At 72.3% G+C, this 19,688-nt stretch carries 15 protein-coding genes, 1 other RNA gene and 1 pseudogene; 4 read left to right on the top strand and 13 right to left on the bottom strand.

Going from position 1 to position 19,688, the window contains the following annotated elements; genetic code table 11:
• Positions 1-10: 10 nt before the first annotated feature.
• The 7 genes from BDW27_RS16010 to BDW27_RS15985 all read right to left on the bottom strand — a co-directional run bounded on the left by BDW27_RS16010 (position 11) and on the right by BDW27_RS15985 (position 12,251).
• Positions 11-1,267 (bottom strand): MFS transporter, encoded by a 1,257-nt coding sequence (locus BDW27_RS16010; protein ID WP_110049976.1) that lies wholly within the window; start codon positions 1,265-1,267, stop codon positions 11-13.
• A 54-nt stretch (positions 1,268-1,321) separates the two neighbouring features.
• On the bottom strand, positions 1,322-2,338 hold the full coding sequence (locus BDW27_RS16005; RefSeq protein ID WP_017542510.1) for a DUF3068 domain-containing protein: 1,017 nt from the start codon (positions 2,336-2,338) through the stop codon (positions 1,322-1,324).
• Positions 2,335-6,783 (bottom strand): alpha-(1->3)-arabinofuranosyltransferase, encoded by a 4,449-nt coding sequence (locus tag BDW27_RS16000; protein ID WP_233515778.1) that lies wholly within the window; start codon positions 6,781-6,783, stop codon positions 2,335-2,337. The genes BDW27_RS16005 and BDW27_RS16000 overlap by 4 nt, the downstream gene beginning before the upstream one ends.
• The gene (locus BDW27_RS15995) at positions 6,780-8,108 is read right to left on the bottom strand and encodes a glycosyltransferase family 4 protein (RefSeq protein ID WP_110049973.1); all 1,329 of its coding nucleotides are present in this window, start codon (positions 8,106-8,108) and stop codon (positions 6,780-6,782) included. Before BDW27_RS15995 ends, BDW27_RS16000 begins: the two co-directional genes overlap by 4 nt.
• 227 nt (positions 8,109-8,335) lie before the next feature.
• A complete protein-coding gene (locus tag BDW27_RS27520; protein WP_017542507.1) occupies positions 8,336-8,476 on the bottom strand; it encodes a hypothetical protein in 141 nt (46 codons plus the stop codon).
• A complete protein-coding gene (locus BDW27_RS15990; RefSeq protein ID WP_110049971.1) occupies positions 8,473-10,446 on the bottom strand; it encodes a hypothetical protein in 1,974 nt (657 codons plus the stop codon). The genes BDW27_RS27520 and BDW27_RS15990 overlap by 4 nt, the downstream gene beginning before the upstream one ends.
• Positions 10,446-12,251: an SGNH/GDSL hydrolase family protein gene (locus tag BDW27_RS15985; RefSeq protein WP_110049969.1), complete on the bottom strand. Its 1,806-nt coding sequence runs from the start codon at positions 12,249-12,251 to the stop codon at positions 10,446-10,448. Before BDW27_RS15985 ends, BDW27_RS15990 begins: the two co-directional genes overlap by 1 nt.
• Positions 12,252-12,431: 180 nt before the next feature.
• Between BDW27_RS15985 and BDW27_RS15980 the strand changes: the two genes are divergently transcribed.
• On the top strand, positions 12,432-13,343 hold the full coding sequence (locus BDW27_RS15980; protein ID WP_017542505.1) for a hypothetical protein: 912 nt from the start codon (positions 12,432-12,434) through the stop codon (positions 13,341-13,343).
• Between the two features lie 40 nt (positions 13,344-13,383).
• Here BDW27_RS15980 and BDW27_RS15975 read toward each other — a convergent pair whose 3' ends face one another.
• Positions 13,384-14,046, bottom strand: coding sequence for a LysE family translocator (locus tag BDW27_RS15975; RefSeq protein WP_017542504.1), 663 nt, complete (start codon positions 14,044-14,046; stop codon positions 13,384-13,386).
• Between the two features lie 109 nt (positions 14,047-14,155).
• Complete coding sequence (locus BDW27_RS15970) at positions 14,156-14,671, bottom strand: NADPH-dependent FMN reductase (RefSeq protein ID WP_017542503.1); 516 nt, start codon at positions 14,669-14,671, stop codon at positions 14,156-14,158.
• Positions 14,672-15,297: 626 nt separating this feature from the next.
• Here BDW27_RS15970 and nagA point away from each other — a divergent pair.
• The 3 genes from nagA to BDW27_RS15950 all read left to right on the top strand — a co-directional run bounded on the left by nagA (position 15,298) and on the right by BDW27_RS15950 (position 17,471).
• Entirely contained in the window at positions 15,298-16,446 is a 1,149-nt protein-coding gene (nagA, locus tag BDW27_RS15960) for an N-acetylglucosamine-6-phosphate deacetylase (RefSeq protein WP_017542502.1), read from the top strand.
• A 102-nt stretch (positions 16,447-16,548) separates the two neighbouring features.
• Positions 16,549-16,857: a hypothetical protein gene (locus tag BDW27_RS15955; protein WP_017542501.1), complete on the top strand. Its 309-nt coding sequence runs from the start codon at positions 16,549-16,551 to the stop codon at positions 16,855-16,857.
• A 107-nt stretch (positions 16,858-16,964) separates the two neighbouring features.
• Positions 16,965-17,471, top strand: coding sequence for an SRPBCC family protein (locus BDW27_RS15950; protein ID WP_110049967.1), 507 nt, complete (start codon positions 16,965-16,967; stop codon positions 17,469-17,471).
• A gap of 15 nt (positions 17,472-17,486) precedes the next feature.
• Here BDW27_RS15950 and BDW27_RS15945 read toward each other — a convergent pair whose 3' ends face one another.
• The 4 genes and pseudogenes from BDW27_RS15945 to ssrA form a co-directional block, all read right to left on the bottom strand.
• Positions 17,487-18,212 carry a DUF2812 domain-containing protein gene (locus BDW27_RS15945; RefSeq protein ID WP_110049965.1) on the bottom strand — a complete coding sequence of 242 codons (726 nt, stop codon included), beginning with the start codon at positions 18,210-18,212 and terminating at the stop codon, positions 17,487-17,489.
• Positions 18,209-18,541, bottom strand: coding sequence for a PadR family transcriptional regulator (locus BDW27_RS15940; protein ID WP_110049963.1), 333 nt, complete (start codon positions 18,539-18,541; stop codon positions 18,209-18,211). Before BDW27_RS15940 ends, BDW27_RS15945 begins: the two co-directional genes overlap by 4 nt.
• Before the next feature lie 10 nt (positions 18,542-18,551).
• Positions 18,552-18,716 (bottom strand): annotated as a pseudogene (locus tag BDW27_RS28025) (type II CAAX prenyl endopeptidase Rce1 family protein); the annotation flags it as partial.
• 453 nt (positions 18,717-19,169) lie between these two features.
• Positions 19,170-19,541: a transfer-messenger RNA gene (gene ssrA / locus BDW27_RS15930) on the bottom strand.
• Between the last annotated feature and the right edge of the window lie 147 nt (positions 19,542-19,688).

Raw genomic sequence — 19,688 nt, 5'->3', positions numbered from 1 at the left:
GGGTGGAATCCTATGCGATCCGCCCTTCCGGGACCCCGGGATCACCATCCGTCCCGTCCGTCCCGGCGGTCCCGGTGTCCGCGCTGGAGACATGGACGACCAGTGCCCCGACCAGCCCGGCGAGGAGGGCGACCGACCCGGCGGCGGCGAGCAGCGCCCGGGGGTGGTCCGCGGCGAACCACCCGGCGATCAGGAACCCGACGACGAAGCCTCCGTTGACCACCGCGCCCATGAGCGCGTGGGCCCGCCCGAGGAGGGGCTCGGGGGTGATCCGGTGGACCACCGACCTGAGCAGGATGTTGAACACGGAGTTGCCCGCGCCGGCCAGCACCACGCACACCGCCGCCACCCACAGCACCGGGAACCAGGCCCACAGTGCCAGCGCCGCACCCACGAGTGCGGCGGCGAGCGCCACCCCCTGCCCGGTCGGGGCCGGGCGCAGCACCGACACGGCCAGCGCGCCCGCCAACAGGCCCGCGCCCCAGCCCGCCGTGAGCGCGCCGAAGACCTCGGCCCCGTGGCCCATCACCTCCCGAGTCACGAACACCATGGCCACGTTGGTGGTGGACGTGGCCACCACCGCGAGGATCAGGACCGGCAGCAGCACGCGGAACAGCCGGGTCCGCAGGACGTGGCGGGCACCGTCCAACGCCCCCGACCACAGGGTGCCGGGGGCACCGGACACGGGGCGCCGTACTCCCAGGAGCAGGAAGGTCCCGGCCGCGACGAAGAAGCTGACTGAGTCCGTGAGCAGGGCCGGAACGATCCCGAAGAGGCCCACCAGCACCCCTCCCACCATCGGGCCGAGCACCGTCGCCGAGGCCCGGACCCCCTCGAACAGCGAGTTGGCGTGCACCGGGGAGAGCTCTCCGGCAGCGCTGGGCAGAAGGGTGAGGATCGCGGGATTGACGAGGGCCGCCAGGGAGCTGACCGTGAGGACGTACAGCACCAGGACACCGGGGTGGGGGAACCAGACGGCGGGCAGGATGGCCAGGCCCTGGCCCGCGCAGGCCAGGACCAGGACACGGCCGGTGTCGAAGCGGTCCAGTACCGCCCCGGCGAGCGGCGCGAGCAGGACGAGCGGACCGATCTGGGCGGTCAGCAGGGCGGTGACCCACAGGGAGTTCCCGGTCTCGGCGAGCTGGAACACGGCCGCGACCAGCACCACCTCGTCCCCCATCGACGACAGCAGGATGGCGGTGAGCAGAGCCGCCGCGCGGAGGCGGCGCGCCGCCGGGGCGACGGGGGACGGGGGATCGTCGGGCACGGCGCCTCCGGGGGCTCGGTTCGGACCGATCCTGCCCTCCGCTCCCCCTGGTCGTCACCCGGTTTTCGCGTCCTCCGGCGTGCGCTCGCCGGTTCCGGTCTCCGCTCCGGTCTCCTCCTCGGCGGGTGGGGTCCGGGAGCGCCAGGCGCCGAGGAGACCGACCAGGACGGCGACGGCTCCGATCGGGGCCAGGGTCCAGGGAGCCCAGCTGTCGAGTCCCCGCAGCAGCAGCGATCGCACCCGGGCCTGCTCGGCGTAGCCGGAGACCTGTCCGTCGGCCAGGGTCAGTTCCGTGTCGAGCAGGTCCACCTCGCCCGAGCCGTTCTGCGGCCGCAGGGTCTCGCGTCTGCGCTCCTCCAGGTTCACGACGACGCCGGTGACCGGCTCGACCCAGAAGGTCCGCTCGGCCGTGAGCCAGCGGTTCGCGCTGACGGTTCCCTCGGCGTCGGGATCGAACAGGGCGGCGGGTACCTCCCGCGCGGAGTCGGGGACCTGGGTGGCCTCCACGGTCTGGGTGTAGCGGCGCACCGCCACCCCGGCGACCTCGTCGTCCTCCTCGAACTCGACCGTGGGGGCCGCGCGCACCTCGGCGTCGTAGAAGGAGTGGTCGCCCTGCGCCGCCCCGGGTGGCCAGTACAGGACCAGCCCGGCCTGGCGCACGGCCCGGTCACCGTTGACGTGCTCTCCGCAGCAGTTGACCGCCCGACCGGTCCGACGGTCCACGATGACCCTGCGGCTCCAGTGGTCGAGCACCCGCTCGGACGAGGTGGTGTCCACCGTCATCTCCCACGCGGACCAGTCGGCGCCGTGCGCGGAGGCCACCACCCGGGTGTCCCGTTCGAGGTCGGCGCCCTCCACCCGGTTCCAGGTGGCGGTGTCCAGGTAGCTGGCGTCGGCGTCGACCATGCGCAGGCCGAGGGTGGCGTCGGCCGGGAGCAGGGCGACGCGGTCGTGCACGTACAGCGGCAGCAGGAGGGAGAGTGTCAGCAGGAACGCCCCCGCCGCCACCATGAGGGTGCCCCGGGGCAGGCTCCGGTCAGGCTCCGCGCCGGTTCTCGTGGAGGCCGTCACCCGCGCACCTCCTCGACGTCGTGACCGGTCTCGGACAGCCGGTCGGTTCCCTTTTCCGGTGCCGTCCCGTTCTCGGGCGGTCCGGTCCGCCGGTCCCCGCCGCCCGTGGTCTCCGCGGAGCCCTCGGCCGGAGCCTCGGGGGAACCGGCCGGGGGCGGGCCGTGCTCGTCCCCGCGCTGGCCCAGGGCCAGGACGAGCCGGGCCATCGCGGGCAGGCACAGCGCCTGCGGAACCCAGCCGCGCAGCGCCGTGCCCAGGGTCTCGGTGATGTCGTGGAAGGGCATGTTCACCACCAGGTGGGTCCCCGAGGCCATGGCCAGTCCGGCCAGGGCCAGGGAGACCGTGACCACCCAGGGCCCCGCCAGGTACGGCAGCGCCCGGCCGCCCAGGGACGGCCTGCCGGGTTTGGCGTGGCGGAGGCGTTTCGGGGCCCGTCGGGCCAGCCACCACAGGGTCAGCAGGATCAGGCCGACCACGGCCGCGCCGGCCCAGCCGGCGACCCACACCCCGTAGGCCAGGCCCAGCGGGAGCACCACACGTCGGGGCAGCCAGCCGGGGCCCACACCGGGCAGCGCGCGCGAGCCGTGCGGGAGGTGGGCGGCCGTCGACCGCCTCCCGCCCGACAGCCAGCGGCGCGGCCACAGGGCCAGCACCACGAGCAGCGCGGCCAGGGCGCCGCCCGCCACCAGCACGCGGTGGTAGACGGCGTCCGGGGTGTAGGTGAGGGTGACCGTGCCCGCGCTGCCCTCGGGCAGCGCCCAGGCCTGCTTCCAGCCCTCCAACCGGACCGGTTCCAGGGGTCCGTCACCGCCGTCGATCCGGGCCTCCCAGCCCTCGTTGAAGTTCTCGTTGACCACCAGGAGGCTGTCCTCGTCGACGTCCACGTCGAAGCGGCGCTCACCCGGTCCCCAGGTGTGCACCGCGTCGACCTCCGCCATGTGGACCTCGGGGGTCACGCCAGCCGCGCCGTCGCCGGTCGTCACCACGGCCGAACGCACCTGGTAGCGGTTGCCCGGGTCCACCACGATCCGGTTCTCGCCCTCGGTCAGGTCCAGGTCGGTGCAGGTCTCGTACCGCAGCGGACGTCCGGTGAGCTGGTCCGCGAGGGTCCCGTCGCTGATCCGGGTCTCCACGCGCTGGTCGTTGACGCGCAGGGTCGGGCCCAGGCCACAGGTGGTGGAGGCGTCCCCTTCGGGGAGCGGGTCCACGGCGGGCACGCCCGGGAGCTCGACGCCGCCGATCTCCAGGGCCTGCCCCTCGGGGCGCTCGAAGGTCACCCGGACGGAGGAGGCGGTCAGTTCGGCGAAGTCGACCCGGCCGCTGCCGTCCAGCCACCCCTCCCGGACGGTCCCGCCGCCCTCGACGGTGACGCGGATCGGCCGCATCACACTGTCGGCCCGGGGGAACTCGACCCTCATGTGGTCGATGGCGGTCGGCTCCCCCAGCTCGATGTCGAGCCAGGGCTCCCTCTCCTCGGGGTCGGGGTACCAGACGGTGGCCTCGTCGTCGTCGAGCGCGCCCCGGCCCATGGCGGCGGGGTGGCTGACGGCGGTGGAGGAGCCGGTCACGAGCGGGTACCCACCGGCCCGGTTGGCGGCGTTCTCCGCCTCGCGGGGGTCGGTGAGGACCACCTCGCCGGAGACGGCGTGCGGCCCGGCGGCAGCTCCGGCGGAGAGGTCGAAGGTGCGGTCGAGCCTGCTGGCGTCCTCACCGCTCACCTCCAGCCGGGGGTTGCACACCCACGCGTGCGACCCCTCCATACAGCCGGGGGCGGTGCCGGTCGACCCGGTGAACAGGAGGGTCCCGGCGTCGGTGGGACCGGGCACCCTCAGCGTGCGGGTGGCCTCCAGGCCGGGGACGGAGATCATGGAGATCCCCACCCGGGTGCCGAAGCGGTACTCCGGTTCCCAGGCCAGTTCGTCGATCCGTACCCGGAGCGTGGTGGTGAGCCCGGGCGGCGCGGCCAGCTCCTGGGGTTCGCCCGTGGCGGCCACCGCCGCCTCGGTCCTGCCCTCGTCGGTGATGAGGGTGACCCGCGAGGGCGGTGGTTCCCCGGACAGCTGCTCGAAGGCCACACTCAGCCCGCTGAGGTCGCGGGGCTCCTCGAACTCGACCTCGATCCACTGGCCGAGGGCGCCCGCGAAGGCGCTGGACCGCCAGGCGGTGCCGAGGTCGGAGTCCAGTGCCGCATGGGGTGCGTGCCCGGGGTCGCGGTCGCTCGCCCGGGACTCCACCCCGGCTTCGGAGCTGGACGCGGTCACCCCCGCCACACCCAGGTCCTCGGCGTGGGAGACGTACTCCTCCCAGGCGGGATCCATGATGTCGGGGGCGGGGACGTCGCGCTCCAGCTCCTGGTCCTCGGTCATGGTGGCCGAGACGTTGCGCCGCACATCGGAATAGACGACCTCGCGGCGGCGGACGGTGTCAGTGACGATCGTGTCCTGCGCGGCGACGGCGTCGGCGCCGGGGTCGTCGCCGAGCAGGATCGGGCGGTCGTCGTTGACCATGCCCTGCTCGGCCAGGTGGAGGACGGACTCCGGGCCACCGGTCACGCGCAGCGCGTCGCCCGACGGGACGGTCCCGACCGTGGGCGCGGCCTCCTCCACCTCGTAGATCGTGAGGGAGGGGTAGGGCTGGTCGAACCACTGGGACGCGGACGAGTGGTCGACCGAGCCGATCACCGGACCGAACTCGGCGGCCTCGGTCACCCCCGGGGAGTTCCGGAGCGACTGGTGGACGCGGGCGGGCCAGCCGCCGTTGTTGCCCACCCGTTGGAGGTCGTTGCGGACGATCAGGTGGGTGACGCCCAGCCGGGCCAGGGTGTCCGCCAGCCCCTCGGAACCGCGCCCGGAGGAGACCCGCTGGTCGATCTCGTGGTTGATCCGCGAGACACCCGATGAGCCCCACGGGATGATCTGGTGGTTGGTCCAGGCACCGGAGAGCAGCGGCTGCATGGGTTCGTCGAGGGGGCGGCCCCACTCGTACTCGCCGCGCGCCGACCCCGGCAGCGCCATGGTCATGCCCCGGTCCTCACCCTGGTCCTCCAGCCACTCCACGGCCTCGTACCAGTGGTCCGGGATCTCCTCGAAACCGCCCCTGGGGGCGATGCCGACGGTCGCGATGGGCGTGAGCGTGACCAGGAAGACGGCCGCGCTGGCCCCGGCCACGGTCCGGCGGACCCCGGCCACCGCTCCGGGATCGCGGTCGCGACCGCGGCGGTCGGCCCAGTCCCTGGCGACCACGACGGGCAGGTGGGCCAGGCCGAGGACGATCGGCAGGCGGATGAGCGCGTCGAACTTGTGGACGTTGCGGAAGGGCGCCAGGGCACCGTCGAACAGATCCCGCATGAGCGGCGCGAAGGGCCCCGTGAGGGCCCCGGTGTGGCCCGCGACGACGATCACGGTGCCCACCAGCAGGCAGCTGATGAGGAAGAGGCGTTCGGGGGTGCGGCGGTTGATGAGCCCGGCCAGTCCCAGCCCGGCGACCAGCGCCGTCACCGCGACCAGCCACGGGGTCAGGGAGAGTTCGGCTCCCGAGGGCAGGGCGGTGTTGCCCATGTCGGGCAGGAAGCCCATCCAGTTGGAGGTGCCGCGCAGGGAGTTGAACAGGGAGGCGATCCCCGTGGTGACGGCGGCGTCCTCCGTGTAGGGCATGAACGAGTACACGTACCGCGACATGATGAGCAGCGGGACGACGTACCAGAACGACGCGAGCACGAGCGCGCCCGACCACCACAGGATCAGCCGCCACTTGCGCGGGCCGCCGGCCCTGGTGAGCAGGTACAGGCCGGGGACGACCAGGACGGCCAGCTCGGAGGCGGCGTTGGTGCCCCCGCACAGGAGGAAGGCCAGCCCGGAGAGCAGCGCCATGCGGGCGGGCGGGTATCCGTGCCTGGAGCCCAGGACGAGCGGCAGCAGGATCCACGGCATGAGCAGCATGGGCTGGAGCTCGGCCGAGTTGTACGACAGCAGCGTGAGCACGCGCGGGGCGAGCGCGTAGGCCACACCGGCGATGATGCGGGTGTTGACGGTGCCCAGTCCCAGGGCCCCGGCGACCTTGTACACCCCCACGAACGCGGCGATGAGCAGCACCGCCATCCACAGGCGCTGGATGAGCCACTCGGGCATGCCGAGCACCTCGAACAGCAGGTGGAAGGGGCCGTTGGGGAAGAAGTACCCGTAGGCCTGGTTCTGGAGCTGGCCGAAGTACGAGGCGTCCCAGAGGTGCAGGGCGCGCTCCATGAACCCCAGGGGGTTGACCGTCAGGTCGATCTTGGTGTCGCTGACGATCCTGCCGGGGTCGATGCTCGCCGCCAGCGCTCCCAGGAGCAGACACACCGCGAGGACCTTGAGCCGCGCCAGCAGCCTCTCGTCCACTCCGCCGGGGGCGGTCGGTGTTCTGGAATCCTCCGGTTCGCGCCTGGCGGTGGATTCCGCCGAAGTCACATCTTCGCTTTCTTGCCTGCTGTGGGGTCGGGGGTGCCGGGGGCGGTGCGGGTGGGGGTGTCCAGACCGAGTTCGGCGGCGACCAGGCGGGTCATGCGGGCGCCGCTGGCCTCCCAGGTGAACCGGGACGCCCAGGAGCGGCAGGCTCGCCGGACCTCCAGGGAGCGCCGGGGGTCGGACAGTTCCGCCAGGGCGCGGGAGACGACGTCCTCCAGGGTCTGGCCCTCGCGGACGAGCCATCCGGTCTCGCCGTCGCGGACCGAATCGCGAAGTCCGTCCACATCGTAGGCCACGGTGGGGACGCCGAGCCGTGCGGCCTCGATGACGGTGAGGCCCCAGCCCTCGAACTCGGAGGCGGTCACGTGCAGGTGGCAGGAGGCCAGGACCGAGTTCTTGTCCTCCTCGGAGAGGAACCCGTGCAGGTCCACGCGCCCCTGGAGGCCGTCCCTCACCACCTGCTCCGCGAGGTGTTCGCCCTCGGGGCCGCGGCCGATGATGTGGACACTCAGGCCGGGGTGGGTGTCGTCGAGGGCGCGGACGAGGTCGACGACGCGGGAGACCCGCTTCTGCACGACGAGGCGACCGAGGCTGACCAGGGCGGGGGCGGTGTCTGCGGGCGTCGCCGGAACCGATCCGGGTTCCGCTACGGACGGGCCGCCGTTGTGGACGATCTCTATGGGCGCGCGCCAGCCGAGCTTGTCGCGCATGGCGGCGCGGGAGGACTCGGAGACGGTGACGGTGGTGCAGTTCCGGTAGACGCGGGAGGCCACGGCGGACTCCAGGAACCGCCCGAACCAGGCCAGCGGGGCCGGAAAGTAGGCGTTGAACTGGAGGTCGTGGACGTGGTGGACGACGCTGACCACCCTGGTGCGGCGGCGCAGGACCAGCCGGGAGAAGAACGGGATTCCGTTCATGCAGTCGAAGGCGAGGTGGTATTCGCGTCTCCACAGGGCGAGCCAGGCCATGACGCGCGGGTAGACGGTGAACTTGCCGCCCATGCGGCGGATGACGACGCCGTCCCTGGTCTCGACCCGGGCCTGGTGGGGTTCGCGGCTGGTCAGGAAGGTGACGATGGCACCGCGTCCGGCCAGGTGGCGGCTGATCCGCCAGGCGTACTCCTCCGCGCCCCCTGCGGTGGACTGCCAGGGGTCGCGCCAGTTGACCATGACGATCCGGACACCGTCGAGGCGGGGGCCGGGGTCGGCGTGTTCGACCCGCGCGGGGGCGGGATCGGGTGCGTTGGCCGGGGCGGGAACGGTGGCCTGGGCGGGGGTGGCCGTGGGGAGGCCGGACTCCACCCGGGCTGGGACCTTCTGGAAGACCACACGCTCTCCTTCCGCGCGGTGCCCGGCGCGGCCCCAGGCGCGAACGCGGAGGACACACGCGAACACGCTGAGCAAGCACTCGTGGGATGCACCGAGCGCACGCCGAAGGGGCCCGTCGACCGGACGTCATTGGGAATGGGCGGTCACGAGGGGTGCGACCGTGATGGGGGCGGGGCGGGCGCCCCACTGGCGGCGGAGCGCCCGCCTACCTCGGCAAGAACGGCCGCCTAGCGGTCGCCGTAGTTGTAGAGGGTTTCGTTCACCGGTTCCGCGGTCGCGGTGGACTCGGTGGCGAGGTTGGTGGCCACCACGGTGGCACCGCCCGCCAGAGCCGCGCCGATCACGCAGGCGGCGATTACCTTGATCACTTGGGGATCTCCTTCCGCGCGCCCCGCCCCGTTCGTGGTTGGGGACGCTGGAACCCGAGACTAGAACCTGATCTAGCCATAGACCAGATGATTGCCCCAACTGTAACTAACCCGCTGGTAACTTCCAACCCCGACAAAGGGTCTTTGTCCGCCCTGATGTGCTGGTCATCCACTTCCAGAAGGGTCAGATCCGCACCTTCGACCACCGTCGACAGGGACTCAGCCCCAGACCAGAACCGGTTATCGACCGACGCCGAGACGGCCACGTGGCGGATCCCGAGGCCGCCCAGTCGCTCCGCCAGCGCGTCGGGGTCGGACAGCCACCGGTCCGCGGGCAGACCGGTCGCGGGGTCGGGTTCGAGCAGGCGCGCGACCTCCCTGGCACGGGCGTCCTCACCGGTCACCACGACCCGGCCGCCGTCGGGGGTGCCCACGCTGAGGTCGTCGTTCCAGACCGTGCGCCGGTCGAACAGCTTGGTCGCCGGATCGAGCACGACCACGGGTTCGCCGGACCACTCCAGGCCCCGGTAGGCGCTCCAGGGCAGGACCAGCACCGCTCCCGGCCGGTCGTCGGCGGCCACCGCCTCCTGGGCCTCCAGCCACTCCGGCGGGTACTCGACTGGCGCCAACCGTCCCCCGGCTCCCCACAGCAGTCCCGGCAGCACCACCACGGGCGCCAGCACCACGAGCACCGCGCCCACTACTCGCCACAGCGGGACGGCGGAGCGCCCTGGGTTCTCTTCCGCCACCGGCCGAGCGCTCACACCCCCAGGGTCGCGTTCGGACCGGCCCTCTTCACCCGGACCACCACGGCCCCGCAAGCCCCGTGAGTCCCGCCCTCCGTCACCAGGCAGGGCGCGCAGCAGCCACAGCACCGCGGCGCCCGCCCCCAGCGCCTGCACCAGGGCCAGGGGCGCCAGGTACAGCTGGCCGTCCCGGAGCGGACCGAATCCCGGCCAGAGGTCGATCAGCGCGGCCAGGAGCTCACGCCCCGGCGCGCACACCCCGAGGAGCGCGACACCGAACCCCAGCACCGCCGACACCGACAACCCGGCCCCCACCACAGGGCGGTTCCGCCGCAACCACCAGACCCAGCCCGCCAGGGACACCGCGCACACCAGCAACCGGGCCGTCGCGGTCACCGGTTCGCCGTAGCCGGGCGGCACCGCGCCCGAGTTCCACACCCCGCCGAGCATCAGCAGGGACCCCACCGCCCCGAAGGGGGTGTCCGAGCGCGGCGCGAAGGCCTCGACCCCCGCGGAATCGGTGACGGCGCCGCTGGTCAGGGACGGCAGCAGCCACGGCAGCGACACCACGGCCAGGCCCGCCGCGAACAGACCCGCGTTCCGAAGGCGGCGCGGCCCGGCCAGAGCCTGTGGTCCGACGGTGAGCGCGCTCAGCACCACCGAGGAGAACCCGCCGATCGCCGCCGGGACCAGCGAACAGACCACCCCGGCCAGGCCCGCGACCGGTCGGGCCGACGCCAGTCGCACCACCGCCCACAGCACCCACGGGAGCCCCGCGTATCCCAGCAGCATCGCCCACTGCCCGAGCAACAGGCGCTCGGCCACGAACGGGTTCCACACGTAGAGGACCCCGGCCCCGGCCCCGGCGGCCAGGACCGCACCCGGCACCCGGCCGCACCCGGGTGCGGCCGGGCCGTCACACACCAGGCGGACCAACAGCCGGAAGGCGCCCGCGCCACCCACCGCGAACACCGCCAGCAGGGCGAGGGACTGCACCACGTCGCCCGGCAGCAGGAGGGAAAGGGCCGCCACCACCGCGTCGCTCGGGATCGCCCTAGGGAAGCCGTCCGCCCCGGCCAGCACCGTGGGCAGCGAGAGGTCGGGGACGAAGAGCATGTCGTAGCGGAGCACGTGGCCCGGCCCCAGAGCGGGCCCCAGCGCGAGCACCCCGGCCACCACGCCCACCAGCCAAGGGAGCACCCGGGCCAGCAGCCGCGCGCCCATCAACCCTCCGAGAGGACGACGCCGTCGGAGTAGCCGCCCTCCACGTAGTCCCGGTGGGTGCGGACCACGATCTCGTAGGGGCCGGACACCGACGCCGCCCAGCGCGGACGCTCGCCGACGGACCCGAGCGTGCGCCAGCCGTCGCCGTCCTCGGGGCCCCTGCCGTCCTGGGGCGCGCAGGTGACACCGGGGACGGGCGCCGCCGGAACGGAGGGTTCGGGAGCCGGTTCGGGCTCGGGCCGGGACGGTTCCGGCCACTGCGTGGGGGTCGGCCTCGGCTCCTCCACCCCCGGATCCGGGGCGTCGGGGACCTCCTGGTCGTCGGTCGCCGGGTTCCCCGGGCGGGGACCGGCCAGGTCCCTCGGGGCGGGGAACACCCGGCGGTCAAGGGAGCGGTCCCGGTCGTCCCTCCCACACTCCAGTTGCCGGATCCACACCTCGTAGTGACCGGCCCCTGCCACGTCCTCCCACGTCACGAGGGCGCCCCCGTCGTGCACGCGGACCCACGACGGCGCGGGCGGGGGCTCGGCGTCCCACGTCACCTGGAGGGGTTCGGACTCGGTGCCCTCGTCCCGACCCTTGAACGGGTGGACGACGAACTCGTAGCGGGCTCCACTGAAGAGCGAACCGACCAGCATGGAGCGCTCGTCCTCGTCGCTCTCGACGTCGGCGGGAATCACCCCGGCCTGGTCCGGATCCGGTTCCACCCGGCGCTGCACCACCCGGTAGTCGGTGGCCCCGGGCACGTTCTTCCAGCTCAACAGCAGCCCGTCGTCGGTCTGCTCGTACTCGGGCTCGGGAGCGGTCAGCGGTCCGGCGGAGAGCTCGGGAAGGGGGCGCGCGTACGCCTCCCCCACTCCCAGCGGCGCGGCCAGGGCGTCGGCGAAGGCGGCGGCGATCTTGAGCTCCCCGCGCACGTTGGGGTGGGTCGCGTCCCAGTTGTCGAAGGCTGGCGCGTACTCCCTGGCGACTTGGGCGACGACCACGGGCGAGGTGGCGGAGGTGAGTTGGTCCGCGAGGTCGACCAGCCCCATGTTGAAGCGCGCGATCTCGGCGTTGACCCCGCGGTCGTCACTGGTGCCGTCCACCGCGGGGAGTTCGCCCACCACGAAGCGCGCGTCGTCGAGCACGACCCGCACGGTGGAGACGGTCTCCGCGACACCGTCGAGCGCCTGGTCCGCCCCGCCCCCGGCGAGGATGTCCTCGGTCCCGGCGAGCAGCAGCAGGTACTGGGGTTCGTGCTCGGCGGCGACCTGCGCGATGTCGGTGGACAGCTCCTGCGCGGTGGCGCCCCAGCGGGCCGCGTGGTCGGTGTCGAAATCGGGCTCGGCGTAGCTGCGGTCTCCGGGCTCCTCGTCGTCCAGGGAGTACATGTCGTCGTTGGGGCCGACGAAGTCGAACTCGACTCCCTGATCGGACAGGTGCGACCACAGGTGGTAGCGCCAGGTGTGGTCGCCGCTGCTGCCCTGGGTCGCGGAGTCGCCCACCATCATGATGCGCAGTTCGCCGTCGGGCGGACCCGGCACCGGAAGGGGCTCGTCGTCGGCGGAGTCCTGCTCACCGCCGAGCCCGCCGGAGCCGGTCTGGAGGAGCAGCAGGGTGACGGCCATGGCCGAGAGCATGACTCCGAGCAGTCCGAGCGGGCCGGGTTCGAACCGTGAGCCGGGGCGGCGCCAGACTGCGAGGTCGCGCCAACTGAGATCGCGCCAGAAGTCGGCGGTGAGCCAGTACGGCGGGCGGGGTGCCCACCGCGCGGCCGGACCGCGCCGTTCGGGGGTGGCGTCCTCGTCCGGGTCCTGCACCATGCCCCATCTCTCGCCGCCGCGGTAGTCACAGGTTCTGGTTCAGCGCCGGAGCGTCGTTACCCCTAGTCCGGCGACCAGGGGGCGATCACTCGCCAGACAAGACTAGAACTGGTTATATGGATGCCGTCAACCTTCTGGCCCCGCCGGGTCCGGCGGCACCGAGCCGAAAGGCCCCTCACCGTGATCGGACTCCTGGTCGCGCTGCTCTCCGCACTGGTCTACACGATCGGCCTGACCGTGGAACAGCGCGCGCTGCACGGCTCCGAGTCGATCTCGATCAACCGGCCCCTCCACCTGGCCAGGGTACTGCTGGGTAACCCGCGGTGGGTGTTCGGATGTGCCTTCGCTGCCCTGGGCAGCGTGGGCCTGATCGTCTCCCTGGGCCTGGCCCCCGTGTCCGTGGCCCAGCCCGCCTTCGCCGCCGGCGTGGCCACCACCCTGCTGGTCGTCACCCTGGTGCGGGGCGAGCGGATCACCCGGGGCGAGTATGTGGCGCTCGGCGTCATGCCGGTCGCCCTCGGCCTGCTCAGCCTGTCCACCGTGGACGGCGCCGAGACCGGGACCACCGCGAACACCCCGCTGCTGGTCGGCGTCAGCGTGGTCACCGTCGTCGCGTGCGTGGCCGTGATGGGGTTCGTGGGCGGCCGGGGCAGGTACGTCTCCGCCGCCGCCATGGGCGCCGCGGCCGGGCTCGCGCAGGGCAGCGCCGGACTCCAGGGCAAGGGACTGGGCGGGCTGCTCGCCGACAACGGCTTCCTGGCCGCGATCGTGCCCGCCCTGCTCTCCCCGTACCCCTACCTGTACGCGCTGGGCTGGGCGGTGGGGATCGTGCTCTTCCAGACCTCGCTCCAGCGCTCCCGGGCCTCCATCACCGCGCCCGTGTCCAACGTGGTCGGCAACGTATTCGTGGTGGTGGTCGGCACGCTGCTCTTCGGGGAGCAGCTGCCCGAGGACCCGCTCCTGCTGGCGCTGCGGATCGGCGGCTTCGCGCTGACCCTGGTCGTGGTCGTCCTGGTGCGCGGCAACGTGGCCCAGGCCGAGGCCGACACCAGCAGGCTGCGCGGCGAACCGGCCGCCGCCGCCAGCGACTAGGCCCCCCGACCGTCGCTGACGCCCCCGGCGCCTCGGACCCCTAACGTCGGGACAGGTCGGCCAACGCCAGGCCTCCCCCGAAGAGGACCAGGGCGCCGCCGGACGCCTGGTCGAGCCTCCGCAGGGTCCGCCGGGTCGGTCGCCGACGGGCCAGCATCCGCCCGGCGGCCACCCACCCCAGGGCGGTGCAGGCCTCACACAGCATGTAGAGGGCTCCCAGCGCGACCAACTGGACTGCGGCCGGAGCCGCCCCGGGCCCCGAGGAGACGAAGGGCGGCAGGAAGGCGGTGAACAGCAACAGGGCCTTGGGATTGGCCGCCGCAGTGACGAACTCCTGGGCCACCAGCCCCCACGACGCCGGGGGAGGCTCCTCGCTCCCCCGCCAGACACCGACCTCGTCGGAGGCCCGCGCCGTGCGGGCCGACCACACCACCCACAGACCCAGCCCGACCATCACCACGGCACCGGTCACCCGCAGGACCTCGAAGGCGGTCTGGGAGGCGTGGAGGAGCGCGCCGAGGCCGGTGATGACCACGCCGAGCATGAGGGCGAACGCCGTGAAGCGCCCGGCGAGCGCCACCACCGCTGGCCGCGGCCCACGCAGCAGGCCGTTGCGGAACGCGAGGAGGTTGTTGGCGCCAGGAGAGGCCGCCACCGCCAGCGCGGCTGGGGCGAAGACGGCCAGTTGTGCCGTGGAGAGCATGCGGCCAGCCTAGGCGCGGCGCACCCGCCGCACCAGGGGCCGCCGGGCCCCGGGGGTCGCGGTCCAGGGACACCCGCGTCCCCGGACCGGACCGACCGGCGTCCGGCGCCTAGGCCGCCACGGAGACGGCCTGGCGCAGACCGGGAGCGGCCACGTCGGCCCATGCGCGCACGACGCTCTCGGGGCTGTGGGTCTCGTCGGAGGCCAGGATCAGGCCGGGCTCGGCCACCCAGGCCCCCAGGTCGGCCAGGAGGATACGCAGGTCCTCCTCGATCCCGTGGCTGTTGCGCAGGTCGTCGACGACGGCCAGCGGGACCGCGACGGTGTGCCCGAGGCCGAGCTCGGGCAGCCGGTCCAGGAAGACCTTGAGCAGACCCGTGTAGGTGCCGTGGACCTGCGGCGACGCCACCAGGAGCACGTCGCTCCGGCGCACCTGTTCGAGGGCCTCGGTCACGGAGTCGGCGGACTCGGCGAGCAGGTCCTGGCCGAGGGCGGCCAGGTCGATGATCTCGGGCGTCGAGGTGACCCCGGCGCGGGTGGCGACCTCGGCGGCGGCGCGCAGCGCGGCGGTGTGCACGGAGGAGTGGGACTGGGGGGCGGCGACGAGCACAGTGAAGCGAGTCATTGCGGAGAACTCCTGGGTTCGGTCAGAACGAGCCGGATCGACCGGAAGGAACGCGGGGGGCGGTGATCGGAAGACACCGGAGGGAAACCGCTGTTCCTCGTGAACCTCGACCGAGCGGGACCTCGTCGTCCGGGGCTCGTGTGCGGCGATCCAGTCGGGGGTGCTCACACGGACCGGGAGAGATGGTCCGGGACCCAGGTGGGAGTCATGAGCGTCCGGTGTCTGCGTAAGGGCACGGGGGCACGGTTCAGAACCGTGACGGGGCGGGGCCCCGCAAGGCGCTAGCTACGACAGAGCGCGCTCGCCTGCTGTCGCAGATCGACATGCAGGCGCTGGACAAGCAGCTCACCGGCGGACATGGCTCCATCATGAGGCGCGTCGGCCGCTATCGTCAATGCGTGCCGCCACCCCTCCTTCGGGGGTGTCGGGCTCCGCGCGGGCCGGTCCACCTCGCGGACAACCGTCCCAGGGAGCGGGATCACCCTGCTCCGCTGGGGATACGTGACGGGCCGGGGACGCGCACGACCCCCTGCCAACCTCCCGTTCACGGAAATGTAATTTACGACACAGAGCCCGACGCTCCGCCCCTCGGGCGGTACCCCCCAGACACAGGGAGAGACCCAGACATGGCCCAGACACCCCTCACACTGACCGGGGCGCGCGTCGTCACGGCCGACGGCACCCACGACGGGTGGATCCGGATCGAGGACGGCCGGGTCAGCGAGCTCGGCACCGGCGCCCCCGGCCCGGGTGAACGACACGACGTCGGCGGACGGCTGGTCGCACCGGGGCTGGTCGACACCCACATCCACGGCGGCGCGGGGCACGCCTTCCCCGAGGCCGACCCGGAGGGCGTGCGGGAGATCGTCGCCTTCAACCGCAGGTCCGGGGTGACCTCCGTGGTCGGCGGGTTGGTCGCGGCCACTCCCGAGAACACACTGCGCCAGGTCTCCGCACTGGCGGACCTGTGTGAGGCGGGCGAGCTGGCCGGGATCTACCTGGAGGGCCCCTTCATCGCGCGCTCCAAGTGCGGGGCGCACGACCCGGACCTGCTGCGCGACCCCGACACCAAGGAGTTCGACGCCTGGCTGACGGCCGGACGCGGCCACGTCCGGATGATCACGGTGGCCCCGGAACTGCCCGGCGCGCTGGACCTGATCCGCGCGGCCCGCTCCGCCGGCGTGGTGGCCGCGGTGGGACACACGGAGGCCAGCTACGAGCAGACCCTCGCCGCGATCGACGCGGGCGCGACCGTGGCCACGCACGTCTACAACGCGATGCGGCCGCTGAACCACCGCGACCCGGGTCCGATCGCCGCGGTGCTGGGCGACGAGCGGGTGACGGTGGAGCTGATCCTGGACAACGTGCACGTCCACCCGGGCGCGGCCGGTCTGGTGTTCGACTCCGCGGGGCCCGAGCGCGTCTCCCTGGTGACCGACGCGATGTCGGCGACCGGCCTGGGGGACGGCGAGTACACCCTGGGCGACCTCCGGGTCCGGGTCCTGGACGGTGAGGCGAGGCTGGTGGAGAACGGCGCGATCGCCTCCAGCACGATCGTGCTCCCCCAGGCGGTGCGCAACGCGGTGGCCCTGGGAGTGCCCGTCGCGGACGCGATCCGGTCGGCCTCCTCGGTCCCGGCAGCCGCGCTGGGCCTGGCCGACACGGGCCGGATCGAGGTCGGGGGCCACGCCGATCTCCTCGTCCTCGACGAGGACCTCTCGGTCTCCTCAGTGATGTACCGTGGCGCCTGGAAATCGGACACTTCGGTGTTCTAACGGCGTGTCGTGAGCACGGTACGGATTAGTAACTTGACCCTGAGCGACAATTACGGACAGGGCGTCGAGGAAAGCACCGTGCCTGACACGAAAGGAACCATCATGGCTCAGTCGAGACAGGCCAACGACCAGCAGCCGACCCGCGTGCCCTCCGAGGAACGCGAACACCTCGGCAAGCTCGCCAGCGAGCTGACCCGTTACGAGGTCCGGGCGGAGGTGATGGACGAGCCCGCGCTCTGCCTGCGGGTGCACAATCCGTCCTCCGTCCACGCGGTCGAGGACGTGATCTGCGAACGGCGCGAACACGACTTCGCGTTCATCGCCTCCTTCGGGGTCCACCTGGGCAACAGCGGCAGCGTGTCACTGACCGCCCACAAGGTGGCGTGGCTCGTGGGGGCCACCAAGGCGTAGGCCGCGGGACACGACGGGGGCGATGCCGACGGGTACCGCCCCCGTCCGGCGTTTCCCGAGGGCTTGGTACCTTCGCCAGAGGTGACCCCGGACGCAAAGGACCTCCCGTGACCGCCTTCCGCTACGGGCTCGACCCCGTCGACGAGACCTTCTTCGAGACCGCGCCCATGCGCTGGCGGGTGGGCCTGGAACTGGCCGCCTCCCCCGACGAGGTCTGGGCGGGACTGACCTCGTCCCGGCCGCTGTCCTGGTGCCGAGCGCTGCCCGAGGTCGCCTACGTCTCCGATCCGCCCCACGGCGTGGGCACCGTCCGCGAGGCCAGCGTGCTCGGCACGTACCGGATGCGGGAGGAGTTCTTCCGCTGGGACGACGCGGAGCGGCGCAAGTCGTTCCACGCCACCGAGGCCACCCTCCCCCTCTTCAGCGCCTTCGCCGAGGACTACCACGTACTCCCCTTCGACGACGGCAGCAAGCTCGTGTGGTCCTTCGCCTTCGCCCCGTGGAAGGGCCTGGACAGCGCGGTACAGCTGGGCAGGCCCCTGACCGAGACCCTGCTCGCCTCCCTCGTGAGGGACACCCGAAACCACTTCGGCTCTCTGACCGAAGTCCAGTGATCCTCCGGCGCCCGGTCAGCGGTTCCTGATCCTCGCCAGGAGCCTGAACGCGAGCCAGACCACGACGGTCATGGCCGCCAGGCCCACCGCGCCTCCCACCACCGCGCCCAGCAGGGTCGCCACCCGGTCGGCCGCGTCCCCCTCCCACAGGGTCCGCCCCAGACTGAACAGCGAGACCACCAGGACCACCAGGAAGAACCCGGTCACCAGCACACCCGGAACACCCCAGGAGAACCGCCTCCCCGAGGGCTCGGGGCGCCCCTCCAGAGCGGCCTCGGGTCCGACCACCGCGGCCCGCGCCCGCTTGAAGTAGACGTGTGTCAGGTAGTGGCCGCAGAGTTCCCAGCCCTCCGGGGCCAGCCGCCGCGCCATCCGCTCCCGGTCCCCGCGCCCGAGCGCTGACTCCTGCCGGTACTCCCACGCCTGCGGGGGCTCGTCCCGGTGGCTCACGAACCGGCCCTGCCGGTCCAGCCGGTCGATCTCCCAGCCCTGGGCACCCAGCTCGTTCATCCGCCCCTGGGCCGCGAAGGAGTCCGCACCCCACACGAGCGCCTCCGGCCCGGCCTCGCCGTCCTGTCCCCCGAGGTCGTCGGCGAACTCCGCGACCGGACCGAACTCCTCCTCCGGGTCCACACCGCTCTCGGCGACGAACGCCGCGAGGTCGTCCACCGTCTCCCGGACCCGCTCCCCAGCGACGCCGCGGGCCCGCAGCAGGGCCTCCAGCTCTTCGAGGTAACTCATGTGGTTCCGCCCTTCCTCAGCACCTCACGCACCGACGCGTCGAACTCCAGCCAGGCGGCGCCCTGTTCGGCCAGGACCGTACGGCCCTGGTCGGTCAGTTGGTAGTAGCGCCGTCCCGGCCCCTTCTCGGCCGCGCGGAACTCCGCGACGACCAGTCCCGCCTCCTCCAGCCGGTTCAGCACCGGATACAGGGTCCCGCCCTTGATCCGGCCGAACCCGGCCTCGTCCAGCTGGGCGGCGAGGGCGTAGCCGTAACTCTCGCCCTCCGTGAGTCCGGCGAGTACCAGGAGGTCGAGGACCCCCTTCAGCCAGCTCGATCGACGATCCATCCGTTCTCCTTCAGGCCGCGGGGGTGAACTGCCCGGACCTCCCGGTCGCGGGCCTCGGGGTGAGCAGCAGGGCACGCAGGTCGACCAGGACGTGCACGAGGATCGGCACGATCAGGTTGCCGGTGCTCAGGTACAGGTAGGTGAGGGCGAACCCCAGCAGGCTTGCCCCACAGGGGCTCGACCAGGAGCAGGTAGGCGAAGACCAGGGCCGCGACTGCCAGCGCCGCCGGAGAGAAGACGGGAGTGGTGAGTTCCTGGACCACGGGGGCCTCCTTCATCGGCTGATCTACCTAGACGGTAAACCAACCTAGTTAGGATCGCAACCTAGGTAGCCATACGGCACTCCGGACACAACAAAGCGCCCCGCAGGGCGGAGGCCAAAGGCCACCACACCACGGGGCGCGAGCCGGGCACGAGCGCAAGCGAGTGCACACCAAGGGGACGGCGCACCCACCCACCCCGGACACAACAAAGCGCCCGCAGGGCGGAGGCCAAAGGCCCCCACACCACAGGGCGCCGGGCACGAGCGCAAGCGAGTGCACATCGGGGGGTTCGGGGGGTCGTCCCCCCGAAAACAGGAACGGACCGCGGCGAGGAGGACGAAGTCCCCCGAGCAGCGGTCCGTTTCTCGTGGAGGTGGCGGGAATCGAACCCGCGTCCTTCAGCATCGAGCCAGGGCTTCTCCGGGTGCAGTCTGTAGTGTCGTTCTACTCGGCCCCAGCGCTTGTACAGACACATCGCTGACGGGCCCAGCCACGAAAATGTCCCACTCGGGCCCCGTGGCCTGATCCGAGCGGTGAGTCATCTAAATGGTGCCGGATCCCGAGCCGATGACGAGCCCGGGCCGACAGAGTCACAATCGCTTAGGCAGCGAGAGCGAACTCAGTGCGCTTGGAATTGGCACTTGAATTTACGCGAATGCAGGATTAACGAGGTCACAAACACAACCCTCGACCCGCTTCCCCTGGAACGGCTACCAAAGTCGAAACCGATCACCCCCTGTGAAGTTGTCAAGACCACCTGTCACCCGAGGGTTCCGGGTGGCCGACAAGCGAGTGAACGAGCACTCGCGTGATCGTCACTCTACCTCTTGAACAGTGCGGGCACCAAGCTGATTCCCGGCGACGGCGGGGTTTCTCCCAGGCAG

This window comes from Nocardiopsis sp. L17-MgMaSL7 (assembly GCF_003182025.1).
GTDB lineage: Bacteria > Actinomycetota > Actinomycetes > Streptosporangiales > Streptosporangiaceae > Nocardiopsis > Nocardiopsis prasina.
The sequence above is the reverse complement of the archived record's forward strand: the minus strand, read 5'-3'. Positions and strand labels throughout refer to the sequence as shown.

What these genes read in the sequence shown, in the direction of transcription:
- BDW27_RS15970 (WP_017542503.1), bottom strand. Translation starts at nt 14,671, where the DNA reads ATGACTCGCTTCACTGTGCTCGTCGCCGCCCCCCAGTCCCACTCCTCC.
- BDW27_RS15945 (WP_110049965.1), bottom strand. Translation starts at nt 18,212, where the DNA reads ATGAGTTACCTCGAAGAGCTGGAGGCCCTGCTGCGGGCCCGCGGCGTC.
- BDW27_RS15940 (WP_110049963.1), bottom strand. Translation starts at nt 18,541, where the DNA reads ATGGATCGTCGATCGAGCTGGCTGAAGGGGGTCCTCGACCTCCTGGTA.
- BDW27_RS15975 (WP_017542504.1), bottom strand. Translation starts at nt 14,046, where the DNA reads ATGCTCTCCACGGCACAACTGGCCGTCTTCGCCCCAGCCGCGCTGGCG.
- nagA (WP_017542502.1), top strand. Translation starts at nt 15,298, where the DNA reads ATGGCCCAGACACCCCTCACACTGACCGGGGCGCGCGTCGTCACGGCC.
- BDW27_RS15985 (WP_110049969.1), bottom strand. Translation starts at nt 12,251, where the DNA reads ATGGTGCAGGACCCGGACGAGGACGCCACCCCCGAACGGCGCGGTCCG.
- BDW27_RS15990 (WP_110049971.1), bottom strand. Translation starts at nt 10,446, where the DNA reads ATGGGCGCGCGGCTGCTGGCCCGGGTGCTCCCTTGGCTGGTGGGCGTG.
- BDW27_RS15955 (WP_017542501.1), top strand. Translation starts at nt 16,549, where the DNA reads ATGGCTCAGTCGAGACAGGCCAACGACCAGCAGCCGACCCGCGTGCCC.